Consider the following 15,496-nt stretch of genomic DNA (forward strand, 5'->3'; position numbering starts at 1 on the left):
ATAGTTCACCTTGCTCCTCTGGTTTTTCAGAAATTTAATATGATTAAACTTCTTATAAATATAAAATGTAAAACTAATAGCGGAGTCGAGATGAATTTTAAAACGTTGCTATTTAAAGAAGGTTCTCTACTTCACCTGCCTGCGTTCTGCTTAGGAAGGCAGGCTCAAACTTAAACCATAAAGTCAGAATATCAGCAAAGTTTACAAAAAACGTCATTATATAATTTTAGAAAGGATTGCAAAGACTTTTGGGAAAGCTAAAAGGCTACATGTCTTATTTAAAATTATAACTTGTGTAATAAAGTAGTTACAACGTATTTATTTTAATAAATTTGAGGAATAAGTTATTCACTATGAAAATACACATCATCAACGGTCCTAACCTAAATATATTAGGAAAAAGAGAACCTGAAATTTACGGTAAATCTACTTTTAAAGATTACTTTTCAGAGCTTCAATTTGAATTTAAAGACATTGAATTGTCCTACTTTCAATCCAATAGTGAAGGTGAAATCATTTCTGAATTGCAGGAAGCAGATGACAATGTAGATGGGATTATTCTTAATGCTGCGGCTTACACTCACACATCGGTGGCCATCGGAGATGCCATCAAGGCCATCGAAACCCCGGTTATTGAAGTGCATATTTCCAATACGCACGCCAGAGAGGAATTTCGGAAACACTCTTACGTATCACCCAACGCATTTGGTATTATTATTGGGTTTGGTTTGAGAAGTTATGAATTAGCCGTACGAAGTTTCTTAGATTAACTACCTTAATTATGATTAGATCGATAATACTTTCAATAGTAATGCTTTGTTTTTCGCTTGCTTTCGCTCAGGAAAAAAATGAAGTTGAAAAAAGAATTAAAAAGGAGGATGTTCCTCGACAAGCCAAAGACTGGCTAAATGACGCTTACGAAAACAAAAGAAAAACCAAATGGTATTTCCAAACCGACGGTGATGAAAAAGCTTTTGAAGCTAAATTGAAACACGAAAAACACCTGCATAGCGTTGAATTTGACATGAATGGGAAGGTCAGGAACATTGAAGTCTTAATCGATAAAAATGAACTCGATGAAGAAGTTCGAAAAGTCATCTCAAATTATCTTAACACCAGCTACACCAAATTTTCAATTTCAAAAATTCAAATCCAATATACAGGTGAAGGCGATGATCTTGAAGATGTCATCGACGAAGATGAATTTGAAAACATTACTATAAGTTATGAAATTGAATTCTATGGAAAAACCGATACTGAAGATGAATTATGGGAAGCCCTATTTGATGCAGAAGGTATTTTAATTAAAAAAAGGATTGTTAACCTAAAAGCCACTGATAATTTAGATTATTAATTATGAAGAAACTCATTTTAATGGTCTGTATCTTAGGATCATTTTCAGCACAGGCTCAAAGCGATAGATTCATTTTTGGCTTTTTTCCTGAAGCCTCCCTGAGTTATAAACTTTCAGAAAAGTATTCCGTGACTCATAAAGTTGAATCTCAACATGGGTTATATGACTCCAACAACCTCAATGAGGAACTTGAGTATGAACACAGCTTAACCGATTTACAAAGCTTCATCGGAAGGCGATTTTCGCCTTTTGTCAAAGTTGATATTGGTTATCAATATAGAATCGAAGAAGGAGAAAACACACACAGAACCATTCAGCAGGTTTCGATTTTGCAAAGAGCGTCTTTTTATAGAATTGGTCACAGAATTCGAATCGATGAAACTTTTTTCAAAGATGCCCCTCTCCTATTCAGAGCGCGTTACAGACTAAAGGGACAAATTCCTTTACAAGGTTTAAGTTTAGATCCGGGTGAAAAGTATTTAGCGGTTTCCAACGAACTTATATATATGATTCAAAGCAGTGAAGACGATCTGGAAAATAGATTTGCCGTTTCTCTTGGCTTTTATTTCGATGACAAAAATAAATTTGAAGTAGGCTTAGATTACAGAACTGATGATTACCTGGTTGAAGATAAATTCAGACATCGCTTATGGTTTAAAATAGGCTATTACAAATCGCTTTAACATTTTTCATGAAAATACTACATACGGCAGACTGGCATATTGGAAAACGACTTCACAAGACAGATCTAACCCATGATTTCGATCTTTTCATCAATTGGCTGTGTGATTATTTAAGAGCACATCCGGTAGATGTCCTTTTGATATCCGGTGATGTTTTCGATTTTTCAAATCCCTCCAGCGAGTCCAGAAGCCAGTATTATAAAACCCTCATCAAACTTAAAAAATTTGATTTTAAAATAATCATCACTGGCGGAAATCACGATTCCCCAAGTGTGCTTGATGCTCCAAGAGACATTTTAAACGAGCTGGATATACATGTCATCAGTCAGATGCCGGAGCAGTTTGAAGACTGCCTGATTCCGATTCCTTCTGAAGATCAGGCTGAACTGGTCATTGCAGCCATTCCTTACCTGAGAAGCAGAAACCTTCAGCGACAATTTGATGCGGAAAATTATGAGAATAAGCAGGAGGCCGTAAAAGAAAGCATCGCCTTTCACTTTCAGGAAACGGCTAAACTTGCCAAAGACAACTATCCTGATATTCCCTTAATCGGCATGGGCCATCTCTTTGCGACGGGGGCAAGCGTATCCGAAAGTGAGCGCGATATCCAGATCGGGAATCTGGCAGGCCTGGAAGTCTCCCATTTTGGGAATGCTTACGATTATATAGCCCTGGGACACATACACAAGCCGCAGCGACTAAGTGCTGAAACCCCTATTTTTTATAGCGGCTCTCCTATCCCCTTGTCGTTTAGTGAACGCGCAAATGAAAAACGCATTTTAATCCTGGATACGGAAAACTCTTTTGAACCCGAAAGCCTTTCCATTCCAAAATTCAGAGAATTGGTCTTGATCAAAGGAAATCTAGAAGAGATCAAAACAAAACTGGCGTTGATTAAGAATGATTATCCTTTAAAGACTTTAATTGAAGTTGATATGCTTGAAACTGAATTTTCGGCTACCAAAACCTATGAACTGGAACAGGTCATTGAAGCCTTTGATACCACAAACTGCGAAATCGTCAGGCATAAAGTCACTTATAAAAACACCTCTGAAGTTGAACGCGGGGTATCATCGGCAGAAAACCAGGTATCTGATTTTACACCAAAAGAAGTTTTTCAGAAGAAATTGGATGGCTTAGATGAAACCAAAGACATGAAACTGGAACTCTTTTCCGCTTTTGAAGAAATCCTTGAAGAATTGAATTATTCGGAAGAATGAAAATTGAACGTCTGCATTTTAAAAACATCAATTCACTTAAAGGTGAACATGAAATCAATTTTAATGAATCCCCATTAAATACAGGGGGTTTGTTTGCCATAATCGGCCCGACTGGAAGTGGAAAAAGCACCCTGCTGGACGCGATTTGCCTGGCGCTCTACGGCAGAACTCCAAGAATATCCAGTGTTACCAAAAATAAGATTGAACAAGATGGAAGCATCCTGACGAAATATCAAAAGGAAGCATACGCTAAAGTCAGATTCTCCTGCAATTTTGGAACCTTTATTTCTACCTGGTCCATTTCAACCAACAGGAATAATAAATTAAGGGAGTATGAGATGGATTTATGGAATCCTGTAACGGAAACTTCTTTTAGTGAAAAGAAATCAGAGGTGCTTACAGAAATTCAACGGCTGATAGGTCTATCTTATGACCAATTCGTCAAATCGGTCTTGTTGTCACAGGGTGAATTTTCAACGCTTCTTCAATCCAATGAAAAAGAGCGAAGCGAACTATTGGAAAAAATAACCAATACGTCGATTTACAGGCAAATTGGTCGGAAAGTGTATGAAAAGTACAAAAGCTTAGATACTAAAATCGCAGAGCAGAAGACCTTATTAAAAGATCTGAAAGAAAAACTATTAGATGACAAAAAACTTCAGGAAAAGAAACACCTAAAAGCCAAACTCGAGAAAACGGAAAGCCTGCAACAGAAGACTTTTGCTCAGTATGAAAGAAACCTTGAGCAACTCAAGTCTAAGGAAAAACTGGATCAGGAACTGAACACCGAGTCTAAAAGGCTTAATTCATATACCGAAGAACTCTCAGATTTTCAGGAAAAAAATGCTGGAAGATTAAAGCAGCATGCCAAAACCTTATCTTTTGAAGAGGAGTTGCTCAGATACAACACGTTAATTGACAAAAAGCAAGCTTATTCTGAATCTATCGAAGGCTTTTTCAAAAAAAAGTCCCAGATTCAAAACGAAATGGAATCCCTGAAAAATAAAGCGGAAAAACTGCTTAAAAAAGACATTGAGGATACTGCATTTGAACCTGAACTGACTGCCTTTTTTAAAGCTTATCAAAATCTTGATAACGAAAGAAAGCTCAAACGCAATGATTATAAAGCCAAAATTGACTTACTTAACAAGGAGCTAGACATCTTAGGATTAAAATTTCAGAAGCAGTCTGTAAAAGAATTTAAGGATAAACTTCAAACTCAACATGAGGTATCCACACAAAACATAGAATCTCTGAATATTCAACTCCAGGCTGATGAAAGCCTTGAAGAGATAATCAAAGTTCAAAATCAGTTTTTGAATCAGTTAAAAGAGGCAAAACGCGAAGATAAGTCAATCAAAGAATTAGAAGAGCGATCCGGTAAATTAGGCAGCCAAGTCAAAAAGGAGCAGGAAGAGCTTTCAAAATTTCCTGAAATGATTTCAATCAAAGAAAAACAGCTTAAGGAATCAGAAAAAAATGTAAGACATCTTGAGACTGAAAAAGAGAATCAATCTTTAAGGCTCGAAGTGGACGAACTTAGAAAAAGATTGGTGGATAATGAGCCATGCGCAGTATGTGGCTCCAGATATCACCCTTATGCCGAACATACGCCTGGTATAGATTCAGAACTGGATATAAAGCTTCAAAATCAAAAGCAAAAACTCCAGCTGATGTCCAATGAACTGGCAAAACTAAAAGCTGAGCAGGCTAGCAAAACTGAACGCATTTTAGAAATAAAAGAAGAACTGGCTTCTATTATGGCCAATTTTCAAAATAAAAGAGAGGCTTTCGCTAAGAACTACCAGTCCATTATTTCAGAATTAAAGGATAAATCGCTTAATCAATTAGAAATTTCCATTGAACAACAGATTGAAAATCTAGAGGAAATGAAGAAACTTCAACTGGAAATCAAAGCCTTGAAAACTTCTTTAACGACTTTGAAAGAACTCGATGATATTGAAAAAAAGGGAAGCCGGTTAAAAGTTGAAATGAATGAGTTGTATGAAGGTGAGAATTTGGATAAATTGATCTCAGACTTTACATCAGATTGGATCAGACTAAAGTCAAATCGGGTATCAACCCTGGAGTCTCTAAGCAAAGAGAAAGAAAAGATAGCTGGTATTGAAAACGAGTTACATCAGCTTCAGGTAAACCTGGAGCCTAAAATAAAAGCCAGTGAGTTTTTAAGCATATCAGAAGCCAATTCATCCCGAATGAAAGCGGCAGACTACCAGGCTAAAGTCAAAGAACAAAATGAATTAAGTGAACGCTTACAAATTCAGAAGGAAAAGATAAAAGGGATAAAAAAACAGTTAGAAAACCTAAAATTTGAATTCTTTACCCATAAAAATGAAGCCGAATTTGCCTTAAATAAGCTAAAGGATGACTTAAAAAAAACCAGAAATGAGCTTGAGGAAGTCAGAAGACAATTGAAAAACAACAGTGACCGGCTTGACCGCCTTAAAAGCATCGAAGACAGTATTGCCAGGGAGCAAAACGCGAATAAAAGGTGGGAAATTTTGAATGGTCTCATTGGAGATGCTGAAGGACATAAATTCAATAAATTTGCACAGGATTTGAGTTTACAGCGCTTGATTTATTTGGGAAACAAACGTTTAAAACATCTGAATGATCGTTATGAACTGGATCGCTTCCTCCCCCATGAAGATAAAGACCAGCTATATGTCATAGATAATCATATGGGCGGCATGCGGCGTTCTGTAAAAACTCTGTCTGGCGGTGAAACTTTCCTGATGAGTCTGGCCCTTGCGCTTGGATTGTCTGACCTGGCTTCCAAAAATGTGCAAATTAATAGTTTATTTATCGATGAAGGCTTTGGAACTTTAGATCTTGAAACACTTGATGTTACTCTAGATACCCTGGAACGCCTTCAGGCGGAAAGCAATAAAACCATCGGCATCATAAGCCATGTCAGCAGCCTGAAAGAACGAATTCAAACGCAAATTGTATTGGACAGAAACGCACAGGGCTACAGTCAATTGCATGTTGTTGGCTAAAGTTTAACTGAAGTCAATAAAGTGATTTTGATAATTTTTAAAGCTACTACATTGACACATCATCAATTTAAACTGATTTACATTGATATATTTTTATAAAAAATAAATAAACCCTTATTTTATTACGAATAATTCATTTTAGATTTCTTTACAGGTAAAATTTCTCATCGGAATTTAGTATCTTCGCAAGAGTCATAAAATTGATAAAATGCAAGATAAACTTCAAAAAAAAGAAGATCTTTCTTTTGACGAGTTCAAAAAACAAGTTTTAGAAGATTATAAAATAGCCGTAACCAGTAGAGAATGTAGTTTGCTTGGAAGACGTGAAGTCTTAACCGGTAAAGCTAAATTTGGAATTTTTGGCGACGGTAAAGAATTACCCCAGTTGGCATGGGCTAAATCCTTCAGAAATGGAGATTTCCGTTCCGGTTATTATAGAGATCAAACTTTTATGATGGCTATTGGGGAGTTGACGATTGAACAATTTTTTGCCGGACTTTATGCCAATACAAATTTGGAAGATGAACCTATGTCGGGAGGGCGCCAGATGGGCGGCCATTTTATGACGCATAGTTTGAATGAAGATGGGAGCTGGAAAAACTTAACTGAACAAAAAAATTCAAGTGCAGACATCTCTCCTACAGCTGGTCAGATGCCGCGTTTACTGGGTCTGGCCCAGGCTTCCAAAATTTACAGACATGTAGATGGAATTGATACTGAAAAATTTTCTGACAACGGAAATGAAATCGCCTGGGGAACTATAGGAAATGCCAGTACAAGTGAAGGTCATTTTTGGGAAACCTTTAATGCTGCAGGCGTGCTTCAGGTACCTATGGTCATCAACGTCTGGGACGATGATTACGGCATATCTGTGCATGCAAGACATCAAACCACCAAAGAAAATATATCTGAAATCCTCAAAGGCTTTCAGAAAGAAAAGGATACCAATGGCTATGAAATATTAGTCGTTAAGGCCTGGGATTACCCCGCTTTAATTGAAACTTACGAAAAGGCAGAGAAAATTGCCCGTGAGCAGCATGTTCCTGTTTTAATACATGTTGTTGAGGTTACTCAACCTCAGGGTCATTCTACCTCCGGATCTCACGAGCGTTATAAATCGGAAGACAGATTGCAGTGGGAAAAAGAACACGATTGCAATGTAAAAATGCGGGAATGGATGATCTCCAATGGATTTTCTTCGGAAGAGGAATTGGCTGAGCTCGAAAAAAGTATCAAAAAAGAGGTAAGAGAGGGTAAAAAAGCGGCCTGGACTGCTTTTGGAAAGACTGCAAAAACTGAAAACAAAAAGGTCATCCAATTACTTACGGATTTAGCAAATTCTTCTGAGAATAAAAATTTCATCACCGCTTTGGTTAAAGAGCTCAAAGAAAATGACGAACCCTTAAAGTCAGTTATTCTTGCTACAGCCAGACGCGCTTTGAGATATGTGAGAGGAGAACAATCTGAAGCTAAAGAAAATCTGATTCAGTGGATTAAAGAGTTCAGAACCAGAACTCAACCCGATTACAGCAGTCATCTCTGGAGTGAATACCAAGGAAAGGCTACCAATATTGAGCCTTTAGAACCAAGCTATGCTGAGGATGCCGAACAAGTAGATGCAAGGGTTATACTCAGAGATAACTTTGATAAAATATTTGAGACTCGACCGGAAACCTTAATTTTTGGTGAAGATGCCGGAGAAATTGGAGATGTGAACCAGGGACTTGAAGGTCTTCAGGAAAAATACGGAAAATTGAGAGTAGCGGATACCGGAATACGCGAAGCTACCATTTTAGGTCAGGGTATTGGGATGTCCTTACGGGGACTACGCCCAATAGCTGAAATACAGTATTTAGATTATGTGCTTTATGCCTTACAGATCATGAGCGATGATCTAGCTACTACAGCCTACAGAACCAAGGGAAAACAAAAATCCCCGCTTATCATCAGAACCCGTGGTCACAGACTTGAAGGTATCTGGCATTCGGGCTCACCTATGGGAGGAATCCTGAATTTGATACGTGGAGTCAATGTGTTGGTTCCAAGGAACATGACCAAAGCTGCTGGATTTTACAATACCATGTTGGAAAGCGATGAACCGGCCCTTATTGTAGAGTGTTTGAATGGTTACAGACTTAAAGAAAGGAAACCGAATAACCTGGGTGAGTTTAAAACTCCGGTTGGAAAGGTAGAAACCATTCGGGAAGGAAAAGATTTAACCATTGTTTCTTATGGATCTACCTTAAGAATTATTGAGCAGGCGGCAAAGGATCTGCAGGAAGTAGACATAGATGTGGAAATCATAGATTGTCAGTCTTTACTGCCTTTTGACATAACTCATGACATTGTGAAAAGCATTGAGAAAACAAACCGGTTATTAGTCATAGATGAAGACGTACCTGGTGGAGCTTCGGCCTATATTCTTCAAAAAATACTGGAAGAACAAAACGCATATGAAGTTCTAGACAGTAAACCACAAACCCTTACGGCAAAAGCACACCGACCAGCTTATGGTACAGATGGCGATTATTTTTCTAAACCTTCAGCTGAAGATGTTTTTGAAAAAGCATACGCTATTTTAAGAGAATTTAAGCCGGAAGACTATCCTGAACTGATGTAATTACTGATTAAAATTAGGCCCTTAGCTTTAAAACTAAGGGTTTTTTATGTTTTAAATAACGATGGTGTAAGCAAGTAATAGTTAATAATATCTAATTTTGCCTGTTAATCATTAATACATCAACCATGAAAAGAGGACCACTATTATCCTGGGATATATATTCTGTGTATATACACAATTTCATTAAATCGTTAAGAAAGAAAAAAGAGGTTGAACGGTTGAATCAATTACAAACTAAATTTAATTGGGATTTTCAAATTGAGGAAACCCTTTTTAAAAATGAGTATAAAGCTATTATAGTTACTGATAAAAATCAAAAAATCATTTGGGTTAATGATGGGTTTAAGGATATGACCGGATATAGTCTAAACTTTGTAATCAATAAAAGCCCAAAACTACTACAGGGAGAAAAAACATCTCAAAAAGCATTACAGAACATTAGAGAACAGCTTGCAAAAAATTCTTTTTGTGAAGAATCCATGGTTAATTACAAAAAGGATGGTAGAGAGTATATCTGCGAAATTAAGATATATCCCCTTTTAAATTCAAATCAAAAAGTTGAGCATTATCTGGCATTAGAGAATGAATCTCATTTAAATTAACCTGACTGTTTTAAATCCAATCTTTATCAGTAGATTCTACCTTATAAATTAAGTAGTTCATTAGATCAACTGCATCCCTATATTTCAAATACTCCACAGCAACAGTACCTGATGCGGTCTCTAAAACTAAATCTGCATGCCCATTGTACTGCTGAAATATATTTCGACTTAATTTAACTGAGTGAAGTTTATGAATTTCGATGATTTCAAATTTGGTATCAATTGAGCCTTTTCGAATAGAAATCAAGTCAGAATTAATCCCGATATTACTTTTCCGGACTTTTAAATAAGCAATCCACGACAACCCCAAAAATATAATAACCAGACCTATAAGGCTAAAGAGGTTGAAGAAGAAAAAGTAAACGGCTACTGAGAGTCCAAGAACTATAACTAAGTTTTTGTAAAAATATCTGAAAAACAACCTTTTCTGAGAGCGAGATAATTCATACTCAAGCTTGTTTAAATCTAGTTGAAATAAAGATTTGAATAAGATTCCCAGGTTTTCCTTTGATAGACCTACTATACCAATCTTTTGCTTTTCGGTTAATTGTTTGGAGGAAGCTTGACTCACAAATACACTTCTTATTTTAAATAATTTCTTAACAGGATTTGTCCTGATTTCAAAAATCTGAGTTTTTGTTTTTTTGATAACTTTATTTACTCTCTTAAAAAGTCCATATTCAACTTCATAATTTTGTTGGTTTTTGGAGATTTTAAGATCAAAATACTTTAAAACCGTAGTTAAAATTGTGACTAAAAAGCCTATAATAATAACTGATATAATTAAAATGGAAATAAAAGAAAGAGTTTCTGGTATTCTATTTTTAAAATCCTCCTCCAGATTGAGGTCAAAAATATTAGTGAGAAAATCCATTATAAAATTGTACAAATACGCTAAAAAAGCAAGTAACAATCCTACGCCCTTAAACAAATTAGAACTTATACCAACCTTAAGTAATGTTTTGAAATCCAATTGAAATAAGAGTGAGTCTTCTTCAGCATGAGTAGTACTCTCATTTCCGATGTATTCATGTTCCTCCTCAGGATTAAATTCTGATGATTTAACCTTATTTTTTTCTTCAATGAGTTTTGATTTAAGGGCAGTAGCAAAATCTTTATCTAAAGCCTTAATTTTAATTTCAGCAGTACCTTCACCTGCGGTTTCTATTTCAAAACCGACAACATTCAAGAGTTGCTGTAGCACATTTTGCTGAAGATTGATATTCTGAATTCTTTCAAAAGGGATTTCGATATGACTCAACTTAATAACCCCACTATCCAAATGGAAAGCATCTTCTTGAATTGAAAATTTAAATTTCTTATAAGATAAATAAGAAAATACAAATTGTAAAATCACCAGTAAAGCCAAGCCTATGTAAATATAGGTGCCGTAATTTTTAAATAAATTGTTTTGAAAAAAGGGAATTGCTAAAATATAGATATTTTGCTTAACCCTTTTAGCGAGATCGGTTAGAAATATTAGAAAAATACCATTAAAGGATTGTAGTCTTGGTTCTGAGAAATCAATTTGTGCCATCCACTACTCCTGTTTTGTCCAAAACTTTAGCCTTTAGCTTTTCAGCAGTTGATTTCTCTAACCCATCAATAATGAGGTCTCCAGATGAAGCTCCAGCGGTAAACAGCCTCAGTGAAAAAAGAGAGAATAATCTGGAAAGGGGGCCCTGTTTGATTTCAACATGCTGAATTCTATTGTAAGGGACGACGGTTTCAGTATAATGGAAAAAACCAGATTGATAAATCATATCATGTTCTCTTACTCCAAATTTTTTGAGTGGAAAACCTTTTTCAATCTCAATACTTCTTAATATAAAAATAATGCTTAAAATGATTAGCACAGTTACAGGGATCCATAAGGGTATTCCTTCGAAAAATAAGCTTGCTGTTGGTATAGAAAACAAAATTATAAAAACAAGTAATTCATTAAGCCATATAAGTTTTTTATATCGTTTTTGAATAGCTTCTAAATCAACAGACTTAAAGTCGGGTAATTCTGAAGTATTAATATCTAAGTTTTGAAAATTCATATTAATAAAAAGCTTTAATACGCTCTCCATTTCTATACAATCCCACAAAAGCATCTTTGAAATTGAGTTGCATTACCACGTTAAGCAATTTTTCTGCTTCTTCTCTAGTTTTAAAAACACCTAAGGTATAAAGATTGAAATCTTTGAAATTTGCATTATTGACAATACTATAATTATCTGATGACAATTTTGTGTTGAATTTTTTAAACGCCCCTAATTGGACTGCGTAAAATTCATCTAACTCCAATGGATTAATATAGTCAGAAGTTTGAGCTTCTAATTCCATGATTTTATTTTGATAGTCCTCCAGAGTAAGTTTTTTAACAATGACCTCGTCTTCTGCTAATGTAATACCCTCGTTAAGCCCCAGAAGCTTAGGCTTGAACAGAACTGTAAAAATCATAGACAGAAACAATATTCCCAGAAGAACTGTTGCAATAACAAAACCAGTTTTTTGGGATTTTAGATTTCGTTTGTCCTTGTAAGCTTGAATAAGTTGTTCATTTTTTTCTTCAAGTTTGGCATTCGCTTCGGTTTCTTTGCTTAGGATATCTTGAAGCTCTTTTTCTGTTAGGATTGGCATAGTTAGGTGAATTAGTAATTATCAGTTAGTAACAAACTAATTTAGGAAATCCATTTGATATTTTTGAAGTTTGGTTTTCTTTTTTCTAAAAATGCATTTCTCCCCTCTTTGGCCTCCTCCGTCATATAAGCTAGGCGTGTTGCTTCTCCGGCAAATACTTGTTGTCCGACCATGCCATCATCCGTAGCATTGAATGCGAATTTGAGCATTTTAATAGACGTTGGAGATTTTTCTAAAATTTCTTGTGCCCAGTCATAAGCCGTAGATTCCAATTCATCATGAGGGATTACAGCGTTGACCATACCCATTTCAAACGCCTCCTGTGCAGAATAATTTCTACCTAAAAAGAAAATTTCTCTGGCCTTCTTCTGTCCAACCATTTTGGCTAAATAAGCTGAACCATATCCGCCATCAAAACTAGTGACATCTGCATCTGTTTGTTTAAAAATAGCGTGCTCCTTACTGGCTAAAGTAAGATCGCAAACCACATGTAAAGAATGACCTCCCCCAACTGCCCAGCCAGGCACAACGGCAATAACCACCTTGGGCATGAATCTGATTAACCGCTGTACTTCAAGTATGTTAAGTCTAGGTGTTCCATCCTCATCAACATAGCCCTGATGTCCTCTGGCATTTTGATCTCCTCCACTACAGAACGCATATTTGCCGTCTTTAGGTGATGGGCCTTCTCCCGAAAACAAAACCACTCCGATATTTGGATCTTCTCTGGCATCAAGGAATGCTTCAAACAGTTCGCCGACCGTTTTAGGGCGAAAGGCATTTCTGACTTCAGGCCTGTTGAAAGCAATTCTAGCGACACCATTGCTTTTTTGGTAAGTAATGTCTGTATATTCTTTAACCGTTTTCCAGTTCATTTTTAAGTTATTTAGTTCGATAGTATTTTTTTATCCTCTGAATAATATTCCAATTCCTTAAAGACAAATTTATCCTTTTCCTCCTTATAAACCGAACATTCGTCAATAGGTCCCACATAAAGATGCAGGCTCATAGAGCGTCCTTCATTTAGGTTGTGTAAGGAATGATAACCCAGATCATCATTCATGTAAGAAAGTCTGTCTTCTGTCATCTTGACATCAGCCGTTAATTCTAAATCGCCTTCCTTTTCGATGTAGCGCTTCTCTCTTAGCTTACCTTTAGCCAGGTAAACCCAGCACTCTTCACCATTATGGCAGTGTATCGCCGTCTCCTGGCCTTCTTCCCAGCATAAGAGTAAAAGTTCATAATCATCTGTTCTAAGCACACAGTTTCTGGTGTAGGTATCCTCAGACCAGAATGCGTAGGGAAGCAATTCCTGGTATGGAATTGCTAATCTTTTTGCAATATTATAGTAGTCCTGACCTTCACAACTTTCTAAAACTTCTAAAAGTTTGTTTAAAGATGTGATGTTTTCTGAAGAGTCCATGCTTTTTAATTATTTTTATCAAAATTGAATTCTATCTGACAGGTAGTAAATATAAATTTCAAATAAGGCTTATGCAAGCAGAGCTTAAACTATTTCAGAAACTTTCAGAAAAACTTTTATATCACGAGAAACAGGAGGGTGTCGTCAAACCCATAGATGCTGACAGGCTTCTGGATGTTTTAGACCTTGAACTCAATAGCCAGGGTCTGGATCGGGAACCTCTGGAAAGTCTGCTGGAAGAAGTGGTATTAAGCACACCCAGAACCTCTACCAAGTTATTCTTCAATCAATTATTTGGTGGAAGAAACCCCAAGGGAACTTTAGGCGAGTTACTGGCTGTTATGCTCAATACCAGCATGTACACCTATAAGGTTGGCGGACCCCAGGTTGGTATTGAAAAAGTCATCATCAATAAAGTTTGCGAAATGCTGAATTTTGGTAAAAATGCTGATGGTACCTTTCCTCCTGGTGGTTCCATGAGTAATTTTATGGCCATGCTAATGGCAAGAGATGCTTACAACAGGGATATAAAATTTGAGGGAGTTTCAGACAAAATGATCATTTATACATCACAGGCCTCCCATTATTCAATTACAAAAAATGCCATGTTTGGCGGGATTGGTATTGAACAAATAAGAAAAATAGAAACCGATACGCACGGAAAAATGCATCCCGAAGCTCTTGAAGAACAAATTGAAAGAGATATCAAAATGGGACTGAAGCCCTTTTTCGTCAATGCTACAGCAGGAACAACAGTACTAGGAGCCTTTGATGATATCAACGCCATACATGAGATTACTAAAAATTATAAAAACCTATGGCTTCATGTGGATGGGGCTTATTGTGGTTCGGTGATGTTTAGCGATACCTATAAGCATCTGATAGAGGGAGTGGAAAAAGCAGATTCTTTTTGTTTCAATGCTCATAAAATGCTGAATATACCCCTGAGCTGTTCTATTTTAATAACCAAAGAAAAATACAATCTTAAACATAGCTTTGCCTGTGAAGCCGATTATCTCTATCAAACCGATGATGATGACTACAATTTAGGCAAAACCTCCTTACAGTGCGGCAGAAGGAATGATGCTCTTAAATTCTGGACTTTATGGAAATCTATCGGGACCACCGGACTGGAAAAAATGGTTGATCAACAATTTAAGTTAGCAGAAACCGCACGAGATTATATACAAAACCACCCTGACTATGAACTGTATTCTTACGAGGACTCCATCTCCGTTTGCTTCAATTACAAAAACATAGATCCCAGGGATTTATGCAATTCCTTATATGAAGACGGAAAATTGATGGTGGGTTATGGTGAATTTCAGGGAAAAACCTTTGTGAGACTGGTGGCCATAAACAGCAATAACCAGGTAGAAGACATTATGAACTTCTTTAAGATCATGGAAGCTTATGTGGAAGACAAAGTACTGGAACTGGTCACAACTTAATGCGTTCCATCATTTTTTCAACAACTTTAAAAGCTGCAGGACATATTTCAACATTTTTTAAAGTAAGGTTAGAAATCTGCTGAAACTTTTTTCGATCGGTATGCGGGAATTCTGCACAAGCTTTGGGTCTTACCTCATAAACTGAACAATAATTATCTGAACCCAAAAACGGACAGGGCACACTTTGCAGAACATAATCCTTATCCTCATCAATTCTGAGGTAAGTAGAGATGAATGCTGAGGGTTTCATTCTGAAATGTTTAGATAAACGCTCAATATCTTTATTGGTGAACAGGGGTCCGGTTGTTTTACAACAATTGGCGCAGGTTAAGCAATCCACTTCCTCAAAGGTTTCCTCATGCAGACTTTGCATGGTCTGATCCAGATGCTTTGAAGGGCGCTTTTTTAAACGTTTAAAAAAATCCTTGTGTGTTTTATGTTTATCTTTGGCAAGGCTTGGTAAGTCGTTCAGAAATTCATCCATTTTACAAATAT

14 protein-coding genes are annotated in these 15,496 nt (G+C 36.4%); 8 read left to right on the plus strand and 6 right to left on the minus strand.

From position 1 onward, the window contains the following. Positions 1–353 precede the first annotated feature (353 nt). The 7 genes from aroQ (at position 354) to BLP81_RS07055 (ending at position 9,499) form a co-directional block, all read left to right on the plus strand. Positions 354–770, plus strand: a complete 417-nt coding sequence (gene aroQ, locus BLP81_RS07025; protein ID WP_093367663.1) for a type II 3-dehydroquinate dehydratase — start codon at positions 354–356, stop codon at positions 768–770. Between the two features lie 11 nt (positions 771–781). Continuing rightward, positions 782–1,354, plus strand: coding sequence for a hypothetical protein (locus BLP81_RS07030; RefSeq protein WP_093367666.1), 573 nt, complete (start codon positions 782–784; stop codon positions 1,352–1,354). A 2-nt stretch (positions 1,355–1,356) separates the two neighbouring features. Continuing rightward, on the plus strand, positions 1,357–2,037 hold the full coding sequence (locus tag BLP81_RS07035) for a DUF2490 domain-containing protein (protein ID WP_093367669.1): 681 nt from the start codon (positions 1,357–1,359) through the stop codon (positions 2,035–2,037). Positions 2,038–2,045: 8 nt separating this feature from the next. Then, positions 2,046–3,257, plus strand: a complete 1,212-nt coding sequence (gene sbcD, locus BLP81_RS07040; protein WP_093367677.1) for an exonuclease subunit SbcD — start codon at positions 2,046–2,048, stop codon at positions 3,255–3,257. Further along, positions 3,254–6,277 carry an AAA family ATPase gene (locus BLP81_RS07045; protein ID WP_093367680.1) on the plus strand — a complete coding sequence of 1,008 codons (3,024 nt, stop codon included), beginning with the start codon at positions 3,254–3,256 and terminating at the stop codon, positions 6,275–6,277. The genes sbcD and BLP81_RS07045 overlap by 4 nt, the downstream gene beginning before the upstream one ends. A 208-nt stretch (positions 6,278–6,485) precedes the next feature. Beyond that, positions 6,486–8,897: an alpha-ketoacid dehydrogenase subunit alpha/beta gene (locus BLP81_RS07050; protein ID WP_093367683.1), complete on the plus strand. Its 2,412-nt coding sequence runs from the start codon at positions 6,486–6,488 to the stop codon at positions 8,895–8,897. 125 nt (positions 8,898–9,022) lie between these two features. Continuing rightward, positions 9,023–9,499 carry a PAS domain-containing protein gene (locus BLP81_RS07055; RefSeq protein WP_093367686.1) on the plus strand — a complete coding sequence of 159 codons (477 nt, stop codon included), beginning with the start codon at positions 9,023–9,025 and terminating at the stop codon, positions 9,497–9,499. Between the two features lie 10 nt (positions 9,500–9,509). Here BLP81_RS07055 and BLP81_RS07060 read toward each other — a convergent pair whose 3' ends face one another. The 5 genes from BLP81_RS07060 to BLP81_RS07080 form a co-directional block, all read right to left on the minus strand. Then, on the minus strand, positions 9,510–10,856 hold the full coding sequence (locus BLP81_RS07060; RefSeq protein WP_245686428.1) for a PH domain-containing protein: 1,347 nt from the start codon (positions 10,854–10,856) through the stop codon (positions 9,510–9,512). A gap of 166 nt (positions 10,857–11,022) precedes the next feature. Next, positions 11,023–11,544 carry a PH domain-containing protein gene (locus BLP81_RS07065; protein WP_093367924.1) on the minus strand — a complete coding sequence of 174 codons (522 nt, stop codon included), beginning with the start codon at positions 11,542–11,544 and terminating at the stop codon, positions 11,023–11,025. A 1-nt stretch (position 11,545) separates the two neighbouring features. Continuing rightward, complete coding sequence (locus BLP81_RS07070; RefSeq protein WP_093367691.1) at positions 11,546–12,127, minus strand: SPOR domain-containing protein; 582 nt, start codon at positions 12,125–12,127, stop codon at positions 11,546–11,548. Positions 12,128–12,168: 41 nt separating this feature from the next. Further along, on the minus strand, positions 12,169–13,002 hold the full coding sequence (locus BLP81_RS07075; protein WP_093367693.1) for a 1,4-dihydroxy-2-naphthoyl-CoA synthase: 834 nt from the start codon (positions 13,000–13,002) through the stop codon (positions 12,169–12,171). Between the two features lie 11 nt (positions 13,003–13,013). Then, positions 13,014–13,550: a cysteine dioxygenase gene (locus tag BLP81_RS07080; protein WP_093367695.1), complete on the minus strand. Its 537-nt coding sequence runs from the start codon at positions 13,548–13,550 to the stop codon at positions 13,014–13,016. A 71-nt stretch (positions 13,551–13,621) separates the two neighbouring features. On the opposite strand from BLP81_RS07080, the gene BLP81_RS07085 reads away from it, so the two are divergent. Continuing rightward, on the plus strand, positions 13,622–15,001 hold the full coding sequence (locus BLP81_RS07085; protein ID WP_093367697.1) for a pyridoxal phosphate-dependent decarboxylase family protein: 1,380 nt from the start codon (positions 13,622–13,624) through the stop codon (positions 14,999–15,001). Here BLP81_RS07085 and BLP81_RS07090 read toward each other — a convergent pair. Further along, entirely contained in the window at positions 14,991–15,485 is a 495-nt protein-coding gene (locus BLP81_RS07090; RefSeq protein WP_093367700.1) for a YkgJ family cysteine cluster protein, read from the minus strand. The genes BLP81_RS07085 and BLP81_RS07090 overlap by 11 nt on opposite strands. Between the last annotated feature and the right edge of the window lie 11 nt (positions 15,486–15,496).

The sequence above is a fragment of the Psychroflexus sediminis genome, assembly GCF_900099815.1.
GTDB lineage: Bacteria > Bacteroidota > Bacteroidia > Flavobacteriales > Flavobacteriaceae > Psychroflexus > Psychroflexus sediminis.

Bases quoted from the DNA above. Each gene is read 5' to 3' on its own strand.
- aroQ (WP_093367663.1), top strand. From the start codon at position 354: ATGAAAATACACATCATCAACGGTCCTAACCTAAATATATTAGGAAAA.
- BLP81_RS07030 (WP_093367666.1), top strand. From the start codon at position 782: ATGATTAGATCGATAATACTTTCAATAGTAATGCTTTGTTTTTCGCTT.
- BLP81_RS07035 (WP_093367669.1), top strand. From the start codon at position 1,357: ATGAAGAAACTCATTTTAATGGTCTGTATCTTAGGATCATTTTCAGCA.
- sbcD (WP_093367677.1), top strand. From the start codon at position 2,046: ATGAAAATACTACATACGGCAGACTGGCATATTGGAAAACGACTTCAC.
- BLP81_RS07045 (WP_093367680.1), top strand. From the start codon at position 3,254: ATGAAAATTGAACGTCTGCATTTTAAAAACATCAATTCACTTAAAGGT.
- BLP81_RS07050 (WP_093367683.1), top strand. From the start codon at position 6,486: ATGCAAGATAAACTTCAAAAAAAAGAAGATCTTTCTTTTGACGAGTTC.
- BLP81_RS07055 (WP_093367686.1), top strand. From the start codon at position 9,023: ATGAAAAGAGGACCACTATTATCCTGGGATATATATTCTGTGTATATA.
- BLP81_RS07065 (WP_093367924.1), bottom strand. From the start codon at position 11,544: ATGAATTTTCAAAACTTAGATATTAATACTTCAGAATTACCCGACTTT.
- BLP81_RS07070 (WP_093367691.1), bottom strand. From the start codon at position 12,127: ATGCCAATCCTAACAGAAAAAGAGCTTCAAGATATCCTAAGCAAAGAA.
- BLP81_RS07075 (WP_093367693.1), bottom strand. From the start codon at position 13,002: ATGAACTGGAAAACGGTTAAAGAATATACAGACATTACTTACCAAAAA.
- BLP81_RS07080 (WP_093367695.1), bottom strand. From the start codon at position 13,550: ATGGACTCTTCAGAAAACATCACATCTTTAAACAAACTTTTAGAAGTT.
- BLP81_RS07085 (WP_093367697.1), top strand. From the start codon at position 13,622: ATGCAAGCAGAGCTTAAACTATTTCAGAAACTTTCAGAAAAACTTTTA.
- BLP81_RS07090 (WP_093367700.1), bottom strand. From the start codon at position 15,485: ATGGATGAATTTCTGAACGACTTACCAAGCCTTGCCAAAGATAAACAT.